This window comes from Microlunatus ginsengisoli, from assembly GCF_039537205.1.
Lineage (GTDB): Bacteria > Actinomycetota > Actinomycetes > Propionibacteriales > Propionibacteriaceae > Microlunatus > Microlunatus ginsengisoli.
The window spans coordinates 292,691-309,917 of sequence record NZ_BAABAB010000022.1 but is presented as its reverse complement, the minus strand read 5'-3'; the positions used below and the strand labels follow the sequence as shown (position 1 = coordinate 309,917).

Genomic DNA, 17,227 nt, shown 5'->3' with positions numbered 1-17,227 from the left:
GGCTTCGGCCCGGCCTCGATCGAGTGGCCTCACAGCGAATTCCAGCCGTGGCGGGAATTTCGGGCCCGCTAGGCGCCGGAGGGGGCCCATTTTCCCGCCATGGCGGGATTTCGGGGGTCCGGAGCCCGGCGGGTCCAGAGTCCGGGCGTGGCCGGGGTTTTCGGCCTCCCGGGCGCTGGGTGGCAGCCCATTTTCCGGCCGTGGCGGGGTTTTCGGGCCGCCGGGCGCTGGGCGGCGCACCATTTTCCGGCCGTGGCGGGGTTTTCGGGGTGGTGCGTGCTGAGGGGGCGATTCAGGACGGCCGCACCAGCGGGAACAGGATGGTGTCGCGGATGCTGAGCCCGGTCAGGTTCATCACCAGCCGGTCGACGCCCATCCCCATCCCCCCGGTGGGCGGCATGGCGTACTCCAGCGCGGTCAGGAAGTCCTCGTCGACCTGCATGGCCTCGGGGTTTCCGGCGGCGGCGAGCAACGACTGCGCCGTGAGCCGAGCCCGCTGGTCGAGCGGGTCGATCAGCTCGGAGTAGGCCGTGCCCTGCTCGGCGGCGAAGATCACCAGATCCCACTTCTCCGCCAGCCGGGGATCGCCCCGGTGCTGCCGGGTCAACGGCGCGTTCTCCTTGGGGAAGTCGGTGTAGAAGACCGGCGTCGTGGTGGTCGACTCGCACAGCTCGCCGTAGATCTCCTCCAGCACCGCTCCCCAGCCGGCGTCCGGGTCGAGCTCCAGCTCGATCGCCTCGGCATGCCGGAGCAGCACGTCCAGCGGGGTGTCGGCGGTGATCTCCTCGCCGAGCTTCTCCGACACGGCCTCGCAGATGGTCTTCACCGGCCAGTCGCCGGACAGGTCGTACTCGACCACGGCGCCGTTCTCGTCCGCGCGGCGGGCGATCGGCGATCCGTAGACGGCGATCGCCGCCTCCTGGATCAGCTCCTGGGTCAGCACCCGCATGGTGTTGTAGTCGCCGTAGGTCTCGTAGACCTCCATCGAGGTGAACTCCGGATTGTGCTTGAAGTCCGCGCCCTCGTTGCGGAACTGCCGGCCGAGCTCGAACACCTTCTCGATCCCGCCGACGACCAACCGCTTGAGGTGCAGCTCGGTCGCGATTCGGAGATACAGATCCAGGTCGTACGCGTTGATGTGGGTCTCGAACGGCCGAGCGTTCGCGCCGCCGTGGATCAGCTGCAGGATCGGCGTCTCGACCTCGGTGAAACCGCGCCGGTGCAGCGACTCCCGGATGCTGCGGACCACGGTCGAGCGGGCGTAGGCGATGTCGCGCGCCTCCGGCCGGACGATCAGGTCGACGTAGCGGGCTCTGACCCGGGCCTCGGGATCGGTCAGGCCCTTGTGCTTGTCCGGCAGCGGCCGCAGCGACTTGCTGTTCAGCTGCAGGGCATCCACCGCGATCGACAGCTCGCCGCGCCGGGTGGTGATCACCTCGCCGGTCACCCCGACGTGGTCGCCGAGGTCGATGTCGTGCAGCCACAGGTCGTACGTCGGCTGTTCGACCCGGTCCTGTTCGATCATCACCTGGAGATCGCCGCTGCCGTCGCGGAGCGTGCCGAAGCCGAGCTTGCCCAGCTTGCGCTTGAGCATGACCCGGCCGGTGACCGAGACCGTACGTCCGGTCCGGGTGTCCGGAGGGAGCACACCGGCCTCGGACCGGACCCGGGCCAGCGTGTGGGTCCGGGGCGAACCGACCGGATAGGGATCGACCCCGCGCGCCCGCAGCCGGTCCACCTTGTCGCGCCGGACCCTCATCTGGTCCGGCAGGTGCGTGGTGGACAGGGCCGCCGCGACCGCGTCCGGCTCGCTGGGGATGAAGGCCGTGACCTGCGCCGCGTACTCCTCGCCGGACCGCTCGAGTGCGCCGGCACTCGCCTCGCGGCCGTGCCGGTGCAGCAGCGACAACGACGGCGCGGTGAGGAAGCCTTCGGCGCTACCGGCGGCCGTGCCGACCCGGGGCAGGTCGGAGATGTACTCGAAGCAGATGAACCGTGGCTGCCAGGCCGGCTGGTACTTGGCGTTGGACCGATACAGCGACTCGAGCTGCCAGTTGCGGCTGGCCAGCACCAGCGCCTGCCGCCACAGCCGGGCCAGCGGGCCGGCCCCGATCTCGGCACCGCGCTCGAACGCCTCCCGGAACATGGCGAAGTTCAGCGACACCCGACCGATTCCGAAGGTCGCGGCGCGGTCGGCCAGCCCGGCCACCATCAGCTCGACCAGGCCGTTGTCTGCGGTCGGGTCGCGTCGCATCAGATCGAGCGAGACCCCGGTCCGTCCCCAGGGGGCGAAGCTGAGGAAGCCGCGGACGCGCCCGTCGGCGTCGTGCACCTCGACCATCAGGCAGTCGCCGTCGAGTGGATCGCCGAGCCGGCCGAGGGCCATCGAGAAGCCGCGCTCGTCGCCGCCGTCACCGCGCCACTGGGCGGCGGCATCGGTGAGCAACCGGAAGTGGATCGGATCGATGGTGGAGTGCCGGTTGACGTGGGTGGTGTAGCCGCGCCGCTGCAGCCGGCTCACCGACTGCCGGACCGCCTTCATGCCGGGTCCGTTCAGCGAGAACGTTCTCAGGTCGAGGATCGCCTCGTCACCGATCTCGTATGCCTCCAGGCCGGCCGCCGTATAGGCCGCCGCGCCGTTCTCGCCGGCGCCCATCACCGCGAGCGACCAGCCGTTGGCCCGGGCCTGGGCACGCCACCGCTCGATCGCGGTCGGCCAGTGCAGCGGATCGCCGACCGGGTTCCCGCTGGCCAGGCTGACCGATCCGACGACCCGATAGGACACGCCGGCGGGCGCGGTGGCGGGGTCGCCGTTGCTCCAGACCACCGACTTGTCGCGCCGGGTGGCGAAGTAGCCGAGTGAGTCCTCGTCGCCGTAGCGCCGGAGCAGGGTCCGCACCCGGGCCTCGTCGGCCGCGTCCAGGGTGCGGGTCGAGCGCGGCGCCCGGAACAGCAGGTACGTCGACCAGATGATCACCGCCGCGCCGATCACGCTGATCAGGAAACGCACCCACAGCGGGGAGGTCACCTTGTCGGCGCTGACGAGCCGGCCGACGTCACCCAGCATCTCGCCGAGCACATGACCGACCGAGGCCGCGACGCCGGTGGTCTCCCCGAACCGCTGGGTCAGCCAGGTGCCCAGGGTCAGCGTGACGATCCCGCCGACGACGAAGCAGGTCGCGGCCGCCCAGAGGTTGCCGCGCACGCCGCGGGCCGAGAACTGCTTGCGGACCCGCCAGGCGATCACCGTGACGACGGACATCAGCACGAATCCGATCACCACGGCCGGCCGGATCTGGACGATCATGGCCAGGATGCGCGCGAGCTGGGGCAGCACGAGCCACCAGATCATCAGCGCCCACCACGCGGCGCGGAGCCGGCGACGTAGCGCGACGGCGACCAGGATCAGCAGCGCGGCATAGACGAGGTTGGGCACCACCGGGATGGTGAGGACGGAGATGATGTCGTTCTCGTGAGCGAGGTAGCGGTGCAGCGGTGGGATGAAGACGCCGACGATCACGAACAGCGCATAGAGGAATCCGGCCGTGGCGAAACGATCGGGCCACCGGTCGTCACGGATCCGGCTCCCGATGATCTCGGCCAGCTGACCGGCGGGCGGACGGGCCAGCCCCGGGGTGGGCTTTGCCACAGCGGTCATCGGCGGAACCCTCTCGAACGCGGCCGGCCCGTCGGGCACTCCGTCAGGGTGCCGACCGGATCATTGCGGTGATCGTACCGACCGGTCTCGTCGTCGGGGACGGGAGCGAAGCCTTCGACCGTCTACTCCGGCCGCGTTGAGCATGCGCAGTCGTCGCTGCAGCCTGTGTGATCGCTGATCTCGCGTGCGTTTCCAGGGGCGCAGCAGGCGTCGCCGCGCCAGGCGTCGACGCCTTCCTTGACGGCGACGGCCGCAATGATCATGGCTGCGACCGGATCCGCCCAGGACCAGCCGAACAGGGCGTTCAGACCGAGACCGATCAGCAGAACGGCCGACAAGTAGGTGCAGAGCAGAGTCTGTTTGGAATCGGCGACGGCGGAGGCGGATCCGAGTTCGCGGCCGGCGCGGCGCTGCGCCCACGACAGCAGCGGCATGATGGCCAGGCTGAGAGCGGCCAGGATCAGCCCGACGGCGGAAGGGGCGGTTTCGGCGGACCCGGCAAGGGTGCGCACCGCGTCGATGGTCACGATGATCGCAAGTCCGAAGAACGAACCGGCGATGATCTTCAAGGCGACCTGTTCGCGGGCGCGCGGGTCCGGCCCGGCGAATTGCCAGGCCACGGCGGCTGCCGACGACACTTCGATGATGGAGTCGAGCCCGAATCCGATCAGCGCCGAGGAGGAGGCCTTGGCGCCGGCGGTCAGCGCGACCACGCCCTCGATCACGTTGTAGGTGATCGTCGCGGCAACCAGCAGACGGATTCGGCGTGCCAGGAGAGCCCGTCGCGCAGGGGAGGGGCCCAGCGACAGCAATGTCATCGGCCGGCGGCCCGGGGGCGTGCGGTGGCCGCATCGACCTCTCCGCCGCAGCAGGCAGGGTCGACCACCAGAACCACGTCGAGCAAATCGCTCAGGGCGTGGCCGAGGCGAGGATCGGTCAGCGCGTAGCGTGCACGGCGGCCCTCGGGCACGGCGACCACGAGACCGCAGCCGCGCAGGCAGGCCAGGTGGTTGGACATCGCCTGCCGAGTCACGCCGATCGTCGCGGCCAGATCAGCGGGGTACGCCGGCCCCTCGTGAAGCGCGAGCAGGACGCGGGTGCGGGTCGGGTCTGACAGGGCGTGACCGAATCGGGACAACGCATCGGTCGGCGAGGAGACGATCACGGTCTGACGATACATCCGGAGCTGTATTCACGAAACGGTGAATCGGTGCACGTCGGGCACGATCCGGACGACGCTGATGCTGCTCATCCATTGCCGGATCTGCTCTGCGGCGGCGTGTTCGATCTGGTGGAAGTCGGCGACCCGCATGTCCGGATCCGTGGTCAGGGTGGCTTCGACACTGAGCCGGTGACCGAGCCAACGGAGCCGGGTGTCGGTCACGTGCTCGACACCGGGGACGGTCGCCAGGATCTGCTCGGCCCGATCGACCAGGGCGGGGTCGACACCGTCGAGCAGCCGTCGCCCGATGTCGCGAGCGGTCCCGACCAACAGAACGACGATCGCGATGCTGATCAGCAGCCCGACCAACGGGTCGGCGAGCGGGAACCCGGCCCAGACACCGATGACACCGACCACCACGGCCAGCGAAGTGAAACCGTCGGTGCGGGCATGGACGCCGTCGGCGACGAGGGCGGCGGAACCGATTCGACGGCCGACGCGGATCCGATAGACCGCGACCAGCTCGTTGCCGGCGAACCCGATCAATCCGGCAACGAACACCCACGCCAGGTTCTCCACCGGTTGTGGCTCGAAGAACCGGCGCACCGACTCGTAGTCCGCGAGGATCGCGGAGAGGACGATCATGCCCACGATGAACAGACCCGCCAGGTCCTCGACCCGGCCGTAACCGTAGGTGTAGCGGCGGGTCGCGACCCGCCGGCCGAGAACGAACGCCACCCACAACGGCACGGCGGTCAACGCGTCGGAGAAGTTGTGGATGGTGTCTGCCAGCAGTGCCACCGAACCCGAGATCAGCACGACCATGATCTGCAGGGCGGCGGTCGCGGCCAGGATCAGCAGGCCGATCTTGAGCGCCCGTACGCCGTCCCGGCTGGCCTCCACCGCGTCGTCGATCGAGTCGGCGGCGTCGTGGCTGTGCGGCACGAACAGGCCGTAGACGAAGCCCTTGATCCCGGCCGGGTGCTTGTGCTCGTGCGCGTGCTGACCATGGTCGTCCGGGTGGCCGGCGCCGGGCCGGCGTCTGATCATCGGATTCCTTCGATGGTGTCCACCTGCTTATCTGCGCTTATACGCAGATATTAAGCGTCGGCGTCCGCCACCGCAAGGTATGGATTCGACGGGCGAATCGGCCCCGGACTAGTGGCCGGAGTGGTCGATCGTGTGGTGGCGGGGCTGGCCGAGGCTGTGTTCGGCCTGGTGGATGGCGTCGGTGACGAGCTGGGAGGCGTGTTCGTTGGCCAGCCGGTAGAACACCTTGGTGCCTTCGTGCCTGCTCACCAGGATGCGCGCCATCCGGAGTTTGGCGAGGTGCTGCGACACCGCGGCGGGAGCCTTGTCGACCGCGGTGGCCAGGGTGTTGACCGACAGCTCACCGCCAGCGAGGGCGAGGATGATCTTGACCCGGGTCGGGTCGGCGAGCATGGCGAACACCTCGACGGCCAGCTCGACGAACTGCGGGTCGACTGTGTCGACCACGGCCTCGCCGATCGGGGTGTCGAAGGTCACCGGCTCATCATAGGAAAGAGACCATTGCGACACACGGACCAGCAGGTCGGCCCACGTGGAGACGGTCGGGCACCGGCCTACGCACCGACGGTCTGCCGGAAGGGGTCGGCCGGATAGACGCCCATGATCTTGACGTCGGTGGTGAAGAAGGCGAGCTCCTCCAGTGCGCGGGCCAACCCGATGTCGTCTGGATGACCGTCGACCTCGGCGAGGAATTGGGTGGCGGTGAATTCACCACCCACCATGTACGACTCCAGCTTGGTCATGTTGATGCCGTTGGTCGCGAACCCGCCGAGCGCCTTGTAGAGCGCAGCCGGCAGGTTGCGGACGTTGAACACGAAGCTGGTCACCACCGGCCCGTTGCCCGCCGGCGCCTGGATCGGCTCCGGTGACAGCACCACGAAGCGGGTCGTGTTGTGGTCCTCGTCCTCGACGTCGCGCGCGAGCACCTCGAGGCCGTAGATCTCCTCGGCCAGTGGTGGCGCGATGGCCGCCTGGGTGACGTCTCTCCACTCCGAGATCTCCCGGGCCGCGCCGGCGGTGTCGCCGGCGATCACCGGGATCCAGCCGTGCCGGGAGATGATCTTGCGACACTGGCCGAGCGCGTGCACGTGACTGTGCACGGTCTTGATCGTCTCCAGCGTGGTTCCGGGCACGCCCATCAAGTGGAACCGGATCCGCAGGAAGTGCTCGGCGATGATGTGCAGGTTCGAGGTCGGCAGGAAGTGGTGGATGTCCGCGACACGACCGGCCAACGAGTTGTCGATCGGAATCATGGCCAGCTCGGCGTCGCCTGAGTCCACGGCGGCGAACACGTCCTCGAACGATGCGCAGGCGACCGCCTCCAGTGAGGGGTAGTTCTCCCGGCAGACGATGTGGGAGTTGGCGCCGGGCTCGCCCTGGTAGGCGATCCGGCGGTGTGGGGGTGCGCTCGTCACGAGGAACTAGTTTGCATCCTCGCGGCGACGATCCGGAGGGCTTCCCGCAGGCTGACCGGCCGGCAGCCGGCCGCCAGCGCATCGGCCCGGACCTGTGGTTCGGCGCGCCACAGGGCGAGCCCGCGACGGATCAGGACGCCGAGTGGCTTGCGGTGTTCGCGGACGTCCCGGACGAAGCGAAGCAGCAGGGTCAGCGTCCTCGGCCGGTCCAGATACAGAGCCTCGCCCAGCACGCCGGCCGCCCGGCAGCGGGCGACGACGTCCGGCGCGAACAGCCCTTCGGCCACGAAGCAAGGCGCGCCGTCCAGCTCGAGCCGCCGGCTGCCGGTCCGGCGACTGGTCGAGATGTCGTACGTCGGCACCTCCGCCCGGCCCGACTCGCACAGCGCGACGATCGCTGCCATCGCCGCGTCCGCGTCCCAGCTGCCCGGATCGTCCCAGTCCACGATGCCGAGAGCGTGCGGCAGACCCGGATGATCGCCGTCGTAGTAGAAGTCGTCCAGCGCCAGCTGCGGGCAGCCCGACAGCCGGGCCACCCGGGACTTGCCGCTGCCGGACGGCCCGGCCAGCAGGACGACCTGGGCCACGAAGCGCCCGCCCCGCGCGGTCAGTACGCCGAGCCGCCGGCCAGCGAGAGCGCGCCGGTGGGGTGCCAGACGGTCTTGATCTCCAGGAACGCGCGCAACCGGGCCGTGCCGGGGGTCGCCGCAAAGTCGGGGCTGCCCTTCGGTGCATAGACCCGCTTGACCGTCTCGGCGGCCGCGCGCTCGAGATCGGCCCGAAGCTCCGGCTCCGCACCGGTCAGGTCCAGCGCGTTCACGTCGCCGTGGGCGGCCAGGTGCGGGGCGATCTCGGCCGCACTGCCGGTCAGCAGGTTGACCACGCCGGCGGGCACGTCCGAGGTGGCCAGCACCTCACCGAACGTGATCGCGACGCACGCATCCGGCTGGGCTGCGACCAGCACGCACGAGTTGCCGCCGGCGATGATCGGCGCGATGACGCCGACCAGCCCCAGCAGCGGCGCCCCGGCGGGAGCGACGGCGGCGACGACTCCGGTCGGATCCGGTGCGGAGTAGGAGAAGTACGGCCCCGACACCGGGTTCGCGCCGCCGAACACCGCCGCCAGCTTGTCCGTCCAACCGGCATAGTGCACCAGCCGGTCGACGGCCAGATCGACCTCGTCGGCTCGGGCCGGCGTCGGGCCGAGCCGCAGCAGATCGTCGAACTCGGCCCGGCGGCCCTCCAGCATCTCTGCGATCCGATAGATCACCTGACCGCGGTTGTACGGCGTCGCCTTCGACCAGGCGCCGAAGCCCTTCCGGGCGGCGACCACGGCGTCCCGGGCGTCCTTGCGCGAGCCCTGGGCGGCGTTGGCCACGAAGCCGCCATCGGCCCCGTGGATCGGATAGGTCCGACCCGACTCCGAGCGCGGGAATGCGCCGCCGACGTACAGCTTGTAGGTCTTGGTCACCGGCACCCGGCTTGCGCGCGCCGGGCTCATTCGTCGCCCGCCGTCGGCTCGTCGTCCGCGTCGAGATAGGCCGCCAGCCCGGCCGGCCCGCCCTCCCGGCCGAAGCCGGACTCCCGGTAGCCGCCGAAACTGGCGGTCGGGTCGAACCGGTTGAACGTGTTCTCCCAGATCACGCCGGCCCGCAGCGCCGCCGCCATCCCCATGGCCCGTGAGCCCTTCTCGGTCCACACCCCGGCGGACAGGCCGTACGCCGTGTTGTTGGCCTTGGTCACCGCCTCGTCGGGGGTCCGGAACGTCATCGAGGTCAGCACCGGGCCGAAGATCTCCTCCCGGGAGACCCGCATCGACTGGGTCGCCCGGGTGAAGATCGTCGGTGCCACGAAGTAGCCGCGATCCGGCAGCGGGCAGGACGAGGTCCAGGGCTCCGCGCCCTCCTCCACACCGGCCTCGACCAGGGCGTTGATCCGCTCCAGCTGACGGGCGGAGTTGATCGCCCCGACGTCGGTGTTCTTGTCCATCGGGTCACCGACTCGCAGGGTCTCCACCCGGTCCTTCAGCCGGTCGACGAACTCGTCCGCGATGGACTCCTGCACGATCAGCCGCGAGCCGGCGCAGCAGACCTGGCCCTGGTTGAAGAAGATGCCGTTCACGATCCCCTCGACCGCCTGGTCGACCGGTGCATCCTCGAAGACGATGTTGGCACCCTTGCCGCCGAGCTCGAGGGTGAGCTTTCGGCCGGTGCCGGCCAGCTCGGACTGGATCCGGCGACCGACCGCGGTGGAGCCGGTGAACGCCACCTTGTCCACGCCCGGGTGGGTGACCAGGTGGGATCCGATGTCGCCCGCGCCGGTGACGATGTTGACCACCCCGGGCGGCAGGTCGGCGTCGGCGATGATCTCGGCCAGCACCAAGATCGACAACGGCGTGGTCTCGGCCGGCTTGATCACCACGGTGTTGCCGGCGGCGAGCGCCGGCGCGATCTTCCAGGCTGCCATCAGCAAAGGGAAGTTCCAGGGGATCACCTGGCCTGCGACGCCCAGCGGGCGAGGCTCCGGACCGAGGCCCAGGTGCTGCAGCTTGTCGGCCCAGCCGGCGTGGTAGAAGAAGTGCTGTGCCGCGGTCGGCACGTCGAAGTCGCGGGTCTCCTTGATCGGCTTGCCGTTGTCCAGCGTTTCGATCACGGCGAGTTCGCGGGACCGTTCGGCGATGCCGCGGGCAATCCGGAACAGGTACGTCCCGCGCTGGGCGCCGGACAGCTTCGACCAGACGTTGTCGTACGCCGTCCGGGCGGTGTCGATCGCCGCGTCCACGTCCGCGGCGCTGGAGGTCGACACGGTCGCCAGCACCTCGCCGGTGCCGGGATCGACGCTGTCCAGATCGCCGCCGCGTCCCTCGACGAACTCCCCACCGACGAACGGCAGATAGCGATCCTTCACCCGGGCGATGGCGCGCGACTCAGGCGCCGGGGCGTACTCCCAGCCGAGATCGGGCGTGGTCAGCGTCATGATCGACAACCCTTCAGTCCGTTGTCACGTAGTCGGGGCCGGAGTAGTGCCCGTCGGTCTGCGTCCGGCGCTGCATGACCAGGTCGTTCAGCACCGACGACGCGCCGAAGCGGAACCAGAACGGGTCGAGCCACTCCGGGCCGGCGACCTCGTGCACCGCCACCAGAAATCGGATCGCGTCCTTCGTCGTACGGATCCCACCGGCCGGCTTGACCGCGCGCTGCTGGCCCGTCTGCGCCCGCCAATCCTTCACCGCCTGCAGCATCACGTGGGTCACCGGCAGCGTCGCGGCGGGGGAGACCTTGCCGGTGGAGGTCTTGATGAAGTCGCCACCGGCCAGCAGGGCCAGCCAGGACGCCCGCCGCACGTTGTCGTAGGTCGCCAGCTCCCCGGTCTCCAAGATCACCTTCAGCCGCGCGTCGCCGCAGGCCGCCTTGACCGCCTGGATCTGATCGAAGACGAGACCGTAGCGACCGGCGAGGAACGCGCCCCGGTCGATCACCATGTCCACCTCGTCGGCTCCGGAATCCACGGCCAGCCGGACGTCGGCCAGCTTCACCTCCAGGCTGGCCCGGCCGGACGGGAACGCGGTGGCGACCGAGGCGACCTTCACCCCGGACCCCGCCAGCTCGGCCACCGCCACTCCGGCCAGGTCGGGATAGACGCAGACGGCGGCCGTTCGTGGGGTGTCGGGGCGGTCCGGATCGGGCAGCAGCGCCTTGCGGCACAGGTTGCGGACCTTGCCCGGGGTGTCGGCGCCCTCTAGCGTGGTCAGGTCCACCATCGAGATGGCCAGGTCGATTGCCGCCAGCTTGGACGCCTTCTTGATCGACCGGGTCGCCAGCGTCGCCGCCCGCTGCTCGATACCGACCGGGTCCACCCCCGGCAGTCCGAACAGGAACCGTCGCAGGCTCGAGTCGTCAATGGTGGCGTCGGCCAGATGCGTCGGCAAGCTCAACTCGGCACCGGTGACCATGCCTGTGATCCTAGTGCGCCCGCCCGAGACTAGCCTTCGTCCCGTGCACCCGAACAGTATCGCCGTCGCACTGGGACAGACGGCGATCTTCGGTGGACTCGGCGCCGGCGAGCTCGCCGAACTGGGCGCCGCGTGCCGATCACGCAGCTATCGTCGTGGTCAGTTCCTCTGGTATCAGGGCGACTCCGGCGACTACTTGGCCGTCGTCGCCGAAGGTCAGGTGAAGGTCACCGCCACGACTGTCCGCGGCGACGAGATGGTGCTCGCGACCCTGACCCCGTACGCCGAGGTCGGGCAGCTCGCCGTGATCGACCAGGGCCCGCGCTCCGCGTCGGTCGTCGCCCTCGCACCGTCGACGGCCATCCTGGTCAGCCGGCCGCAGCTGCTGGAGCTGATGCAGCACAGTCCCGAGTTGCTCGACGCGCTGCTGGTCTCGATGGGCCGCCTGGTCCGTCAGGTGACCGACCGGGCCACTGACCTGGTCTACCTCGATCTCGGCGCCCGGCTGGCGAAGCTGCTGCTGCAGCACGACCGGGAGCGGCCCGGTGGCCGCCACGAGGTCGAGCTGGGACTGACCCAGACCGAGCTGGCGCAGATGGTTGGCGGCTCCCGGGCCGCAGTCAACCGGGTGCTGCAGGACTTCGCGGGCCGGGGCCTGATCCAGCTCGACGCCCGGGCGATCGTGATCCGCGACCGGGACGGACTGGCCCGTAGGGCGAGCGCCTGAGCCTTCGTCGACGCCGCAAAAACTACCCAGCGAAACTGTTTCAGTTGTCGAGAACAAACCACATGTTGATCACGCAGCGTGACGCGTTTCTTGGTCTTGAACACAATCGAGTGGTTCGGTAGTTTCGTAGTGAATTTGCTGCCTTTCACGGGAGCTGAGATGAACGCCGGATCACAGGCAGCAGGGCTCGATAGCGGCCGGCGCGCACTCGCAGAGCGGGCTGCGTCTATTTTGCGAGACGAAATTGCGAACGGCGCACTTGCAAATATCAACGCCGCCAGTCAGGGGTGGTCAGCGCATCGTGGGGGTGTTGCCACCTCCGAGATGACCCGCAGACTGGAGTCCGAGTTCGTCGGGCTGCGTAACGCGGTGCTCGACCTCATCGCACCGCCCTCTCGAGAGATTGCCGGATCGGCAGCGCCACGAAACAGCCCGTGGCTGGACCATGCTGCTGGGCGCAGCCCGTCGGAGACGGTACCGTTGCCCGTGCTGCGAGCGGTACGCAGTGTGCCTCCCGGCAGCACGGCAGAGATTCGCACTGGTCTGCGGAACGACGGACCCGAACTCGCTCAGATCGGTTTCGGGTGGAGCGATCTCGTCGCCGATCCCGACGGCGTGATTCCGGCAAGCTGCCTGCGGCTCCTCCCCGGACGAGTTCACGTTCCGGCTGGTGGCGTGTTGAACCTCGTGATCGGCCTCGACGTGCCCGGCGACGCGCAACCGGGCCTTTACCGCACGCTACTCGAGGCTACCGAGCCTCTCGGCTTGCGCGCGCTGCTCATGTTCCCGGTCGGTGCACCTTGAGTAACGACCACCGGTCAATCCGGCGAAACGGGGGGAGGTGGGAATGAAGCGTTGCCCAAGCTGTGACGGCGAGAATCCCGCGGCGGCCAAGTATTGCTGCGAATGTGGGTCTCCCTTCGCGCCGGCGGAGACGGCGGCGAAGCACCCGCCTGCCGCGTCGCGCGCTGCGGCTGAGAGGCGGCAGATCACCTGCCTGTTCTGCGACATCGTCAAGTCTGTCGAGCTCGCCGAGCGGCTGGATCCGGAAGAACTCCAGGAAACTATGGAGGCTTATCGGCGCGCCTGCACGTCCGTTGTCCGTCGCTTCGAGGGGCACGTCCAGAATCTGCCGGGCGACGGGATCATGGTGTATTTCGGATTTCCGTCCGCGCACGAGGATGACGTCCAACGAGCTGTTCGCAGCGGACTGGGGATCGTCGAGGCCATCGGCAGGCTCAACGGGCAGATTCAGAGTGAACGCGACCCGTCCCTCCACGTCCGGGTCGGCATCGATACTGGCGTGGTCGTCGCCGGTGCGGTGCGCGCCGACCAGGGGTTGGAGGGCTTGGCGGCTTTCGGTGTGACGCCGAGTGTCGCCGCACGATTGCAGGGGCTGGCCGCGCCGGACGCGGTCGTGATCAGCGCAGCGACGTATGGACTGATCGCCGGCTACTTCGACTGCCGCGAACTGGGCTTTCGGTCCATCCGTGGCCTCTCACAGCCGATGGCCGTCTATCAGGTGATGCACGAGAGTGGCGCGCGCTCTCGGCTCGACGTGGCTGCGCAGCGCGGACTTTCCCCGATGCAAGGGCGCGACGGGGAGCTCGGAGATCTGACCGAGCGTTGGGCGAATGCCCGGGCGGGTCGTGGCGGCGTCGCGCTGGTGGCGGGCGAGCCGGGCATCGGGAAGTCCCGCCTGATCTGGGCACTGCAGCAGCACGTGGCGCAGTCGCCGGACGCGTACCTCATCCGCCTGGCCTGCTCGCCCTACTTTGCGAACACGGCGTTCTACCCGATCATCCAGCTCCTGGAGCGCTTCTTGGAGTTCGGGCCGGACGACAGCGTCGACCAGCGTCTCGACAAGCTCGACGGCCTGCTGGCCCAGTACGGTTTCGAGGCGCCGAGCGTGGTGCCGATTCTGGCTACGTTGTTGGGAGTGCCGTTCGAGGCTCGATACGTTCAGCCCGAGGCGCCGGCGGAGCGCCAGCGGCAGTTGACGATCGAGGCGTTGGTCAGGATGATCCTGATCCGCGCCGCACATCAGCCCGTTCTCGTGGTGGTCGAGGACCTGCACTGGGCAGATCCCTCGTCGATGGATGTCCTGACGCAATTGATCGAACGCGTGCCGCAGACTCGTCAGCTGGTGGTGTTCAGCTTCCGCCCGGAGTTTGTGCCTCCCTGGTCCGACCCGCGGTTCGGGCGGTTGAACCTCAACCGCCTTGGCACCGACGCGTCGGCGAGGATCGTTACGGAGGTCGCCGGCATGCCGGTGCCCGCGGAGCAGCTTGGTCAGCTGGTGGGCAAGGCTGATGGAGTGCCGCTCTACCTCGAAGAGTTGACCAAGCTGCTGGTCGAGCAGGGCCTCATCCGTGGGAACGGACAACGCCGTTCGGCTCGCCCGTTGCCGGAGCTGGCCATCCCGGCAACGCTGGCCGACTCGCTGACGGCACGACTCGATCGACTGGGCGACGCCAAAGGTGTCGCGCAGCTGGGGGCGGTCATCGGCCGGCACTTCTCGTACGAACTGCTTGCCGCGGTTTCCGAGGAAACCGTGAGTATGGACTCCGGAGCGTTGAGCCAGAACCTGGCGCGGCTGGTCGACGCCGGGGTGCTGTTCGTCGACCGCGATCAGCACGGCGAGACCTACACCTTCAAGCACGCCCTGATCCAGGATGCGGCCTATACCTCTCTGCTGCGATCGACACGGCGGCAGTATCACCGGCACATCGCGCAGGCCTTGTCCGAACAGTTCCCGGGTTCGGTCGACACCGCGCCCGAGCTGCTGGCCCGTCACTACACGCAGGCCGGCATGGTTGCCGAGTCGGTGCCGTGCTGGCTGCACGCCGGCGAACGTGCATCGCGTGCATCGGCCTACGTCGAGGCGATCGCGCACCTGACGACCGGCCTCGACCTGCTCGCCGAGCTACCGGATGGCCCGCAGCGGTCCGGGGTGGAGCTGCAGTTCCGCCTGGCGCTGGGCCCGGCCTATATGGCACTCCGGGGATATGCCGCGCCGGAGGTCGAGGCCTGTTATCAGCGCGCGCGAGAACTCTGCCGAGAACTCGGCGATACGCCGCAGCTGGCGCCCGTCCTGCACGGGTTGTGGAGCTACTACATCGTGCGTGCCCAGCACACGAGCGCCCTCACCTTGGGCGAACAGGTCCTCCAGCTCGGCGCCACTGCCAACGACGACTGGCTGCTACTACAAGGCAACATGGAAGCTGGCTGGTCGCGCTTCTTTCTGGGCCAGTTCGAGCACGCGCGGATCCACCTCGAGCGGGTCATCGAGCTTTATGACCACGACCGCTATGGCTCCCACGCCTTTATCTACGGCGACAACTTGGGGACCTCCGCGAGCGGTGCACTCGCGCAGGTGCTATGGATGATCGGCTACCCCGACCAGTCGCTGCGACTCACCCAGGCAACCCTCGCGACACTTCGGACGCGGGTCGAGCACCCCTACAGCGTCGCCTTCGGTCTCGACGTAGCTGCCTTCATGCGCCAGTATCGAGGTGACGCGGCGGCGACTCGCTCGCTGGCCGACGAGGCCTACACCCTCTCCGATCAGCATGGGCTGGCGTTCACCGGCGCGATGGCCGCCATCTTCAAGGGCTGGGTGCTCACCCGAGAGGGGCGGCTCGACGAGGGGCTAGCACAGTTGCGCCGCGGACTGGCCGACCAGCTCGCGACTGGCGCCGAGCTGGTCAGGCCGTACTGGCTCTGCCTGATCGCCGAGGCATGCCTGCATTCGGATGCCGTCAGCGACGCGTTGGCGCTCCTCGACGACGCCGAAGCGGCCGCCGACCGCACCGGCGAACGCGTCTGGGAGGCCGAGATCCACCGCCTGCGCGGCCAAGGCCTACTAGCCGCATCGAAAGCAGTGAATCCAGAAGGAATCCGTTCGGCAGAAGGCAGCTACCGTCGAGCACTGGACGTTGCGCGCCGCCAGGGTGCGCGATCGCTCGAACTGCGCGCTGCCGTCTTCCTATGCCGGCTGTGGCTAACCCAAGGCCGCGAGCGCGAGGCGCGTGAACTGCTGGCTCCCATCTACGGATGGTTTACCGAGGGACACGATGCACCTGACCTAATCGAGGCAAAGAAGTTGCTGACTCAGCCTGATTCTTCGAATATCAACGAGCCCTACTCGACTCTTCTCGGCAGAGGTGAATGATGGACGATCGAAACGCCCAAGTCGGCTGGACCGAGGCGCAGTGGAATCGGGTCCGCCAAGAAGTGCTGCGAGCCTGGCAGAGTGCACGAGTGGCCGGTTCGTTCCTTCCCGTCTACGGGCCGCTTCCACCGAGCACCCTGGTGGTCCCAAGCGAGGTATTGGATTCTAGCGGCACGCTTGACGATCGAGCGACCGCGTCTGTGCTCGAGATTTCGATGACCGTCGATCTCACCCGCCAGCAGGTCATAGAGGAGGATCTGTCGAGTGCCTTGTTGGAATTCCGGCGAAGGGCTACGCAGGTGGCTCAACTCGAGGATTGGTACATCTTCAATGGGCAGTATCCGCGGGGAGGCCCTCAGCCCGCGCCAAGCGCCAGGTTGGATCGCTATCTTGCCCAACAGAGTGCGATCGAAAGGGAGTGGACAGTAGATATGCCCTTTCGCCCAGATGTCGCGTACTCAAATTCGCGATGGTTGTCGTTGAGCGGCGTAGAGCCTCCGGCCACGGGTGTGGTTCCCGTACGTCAGAAGGCAAGTCTGCTGGCGCGGAATCCGGGCGCACTAGGGCTGCTTGAGGGCGCTGAAGTCGTGACGGCCGACGATCTGGCTGATTACGACGGGAACCTGTCGCTCGCTCCGCGGCCGGTGGGTGGAATGTCGGACCGAGAGCTGACGACGACGATCGTCAATGCGATCGCGACCCTCGACCGAAACGGATACGTCGCGCCACATGTCTGTATCTTCGGGCGCGGGCCGTTCGTGGCCGTCAATACGCCACTCAATAGCGGGGCGTTTCCACGTGACCGGATCGAGCCGCTGATCGGACGCGAGATACTTCACTCCAGCGCCATCGACATAGCTCCTGTCGGGGTGGGGCCCGAGACGGCGCAGCAATGGCCCTTGCGGGGGCTTCTGTTGTCACTGGCAGGCGGCCCCATAGACATTGCTATGGTAGTTGAAGCCACGCCCGAATTCAGGCAGGTGGATGCGAGAGGGCACTACATCTTCGCCGTCGTAGAACGTTTCGCTCTCCGCATCAAGGACCGAGCCGCCATCGTGACGATGGCGTTCAGGAACTGACGTCGACGAG

Annotated in this window: 14 protein-coding genes; 4 read left to right on the top strand and 10 right to left on the bottom strand. The window is 68.3% G+C overall.

The annotated features are described in order from the left end of the window. Positions 1 to 292 precede the first annotated feature (292 nt). The 10 genes from lysX to deoC all read right to left on the bottom strand — a co-directional run bounded on the left by lysX (position 293) and on the right by deoC (position 11,237). Complete coding sequence (lysX, locus tag ABD747_RS16305) at positions 293 to 3,658, bottom strand: bifunctional lysylphosphatidylglycerol synthetase/lysine--tRNA ligase LysX (protein ID WP_344806424.1); 3,366 nt, start codon at positions 3,656 to 3,658, stop codon at positions 293 to 295. A 122-nt stretch (positions 3,659 to 3,780) separates the two neighbouring features. Then, complete coding sequence (locus tag ABD747_RS16300; RefSeq protein WP_344806422.1) at positions 3,781 to 4,476, bottom strand: cation transporter; 696 nt, start codon at positions 4,474 to 4,476, stop codon at positions 3,781 to 3,783. Then, positions 4,473 to 4,838, bottom strand: coding sequence for an ArsR/SmtB family transcription factor (locus ABD747_RS16295; protein WP_344806420.1), 366 nt, complete (start codon positions 4,836 to 4,838; stop codon positions 4,473 to 4,475). The genes ABD747_RS16300 and ABD747_RS16295 overlap by 4 nt, the downstream gene beginning before the upstream one ends. Positions 4,839 to 4,850: 12 nt before the next feature. After that, complete coding sequence (locus tag ABD747_RS16290; RefSeq protein ID WP_344806418.1) at positions 4,851 to 5,870, bottom strand: cation diffusion facilitator family transporter; 1,020 nt, start codon at positions 5,868 to 5,870, stop codon at positions 4,851 to 4,853. A 108-nt stretch (positions 5,871 to 5,978) separates the two neighbouring features. Continuing rightward, positions 5,979 to 6,347, bottom strand: a complete 369-nt coding sequence (locus ABD747_RS16285; RefSeq protein ID WP_344806416.1) for an ArsR/SmtB family transcription factor — start codon at positions 6,345 to 6,347, stop codon at positions 5,979 to 5,981. A 77-nt stretch (positions 6,348 to 6,424) separates the two neighbouring features. Beyond that, positions 6,425 to 7,285, bottom strand: a complete 861-nt coding sequence (locus tag ABD747_RS16280; RefSeq protein ID WP_344806414.1) for a prephenate dehydratase — start codon at positions 7,283 to 7,285, stop codon at positions 6,425 to 6,427. Beyond that, the gene (locus tag ABD747_RS16275) at positions 7,282 to 7,872 is read right to left on the bottom strand and encodes an ATP-binding protein (RefSeq protein WP_344806412.1); all 591 of its coding nucleotides are present in this window, start codon (positions 7,870 to 7,872) and stop codon (positions 7,282 to 7,284) included. The genes ABD747_RS16280 and ABD747_RS16275 overlap by 4 nt, the downstream gene beginning before the upstream one ends. 20 nt (positions 7,873 to 7,892) lie before the next feature. Continuing rightward, positions 7,893 to 8,786, bottom strand: a complete 894-nt coding sequence (locus ABD747_RS16270) for an aldehyde dehydrogenase family protein (RefSeq protein ID WP_344806410.1) — start codon at positions 8,784 to 8,786, stop codon at positions 7,893 to 7,895. Next, positions 8,783 to 10,261, bottom strand: a complete 1,479-nt coding sequence (locus ABD747_RS16265) for an aldehyde dehydrogenase family protein (RefSeq protein WP_344806408.1) — start codon at positions 10,259 to 10,261, stop codon at positions 8,783 to 8,785. Before ABD747_RS16265 ends, ABD747_RS16270 begins: the two co-directional genes overlap by 4 nt. Positions 10,262 to 10,274: 13 nt before the next feature. Next, positions 10,275 to 11,237 (bottom strand): deoxyribose-phosphate aldolase, encoded by a 963-nt coding sequence (deoC, locus tag ABD747_RS16260; RefSeq protein WP_344806406.1) that lies wholly within the window; start codon positions 11,235 to 11,237, stop codon positions 10,275 to 10,277. Between the two features lie 43 nt (positions 11,238 to 11,280). On the opposite strand from deoC, the gene ABD747_RS16255 reads away from it, so the two are divergent. The 4 genes from ABD747_RS16255 (at position 11,281) to ABD747_RS16240 (ending at position 17,217) form a co-directional block, all read left to right on the top strand. After that, on the top strand, positions 11,281 to 11,964 hold the full coding sequence (locus tag ABD747_RS16255) for a Crp/Fnr family transcriptional regulator (RefSeq protein ID WP_344806404.1): 684 nt from the start codon (positions 11,281 to 11,283) through the stop codon (positions 11,962 to 11,964). A gap of 78 nt (positions 11,965 to 12,042) precedes the next feature. Beyond that, the gene (locus tag ABD747_RS16250; protein ID WP_344806402.1) at positions 12,043 to 12,768 is read left to right on the top strand and encodes a hypothetical protein; all 726 of its coding nucleotides are present in this window, start codon (positions 12,043 to 12,045) and stop codon (positions 12,766 to 12,768) included. Positions 12,769 to 12,811: 43 nt separating this feature from the next. Beyond that, entirely contained in the window at positions 12,812 to 16,138 is a 3,327-nt protein-coding gene (locus ABD747_RS16245) for an AAA family ATPase (protein ID WP_344806400.1), read from the top strand. A gap of 89 nt (positions 16,139 to 16,227) precedes the next feature. Further along, positions 16,228 to 17,217, top strand: a complete 990-nt coding sequence (locus ABD747_RS16240; RefSeq protein WP_344806398.1) for a hypothetical protein — start codon at positions 16,228 to 16,230, stop codon at positions 17,215 to 17,217. Positions 17,218 to 17,227: the final 10 nt, after the last annotated feature.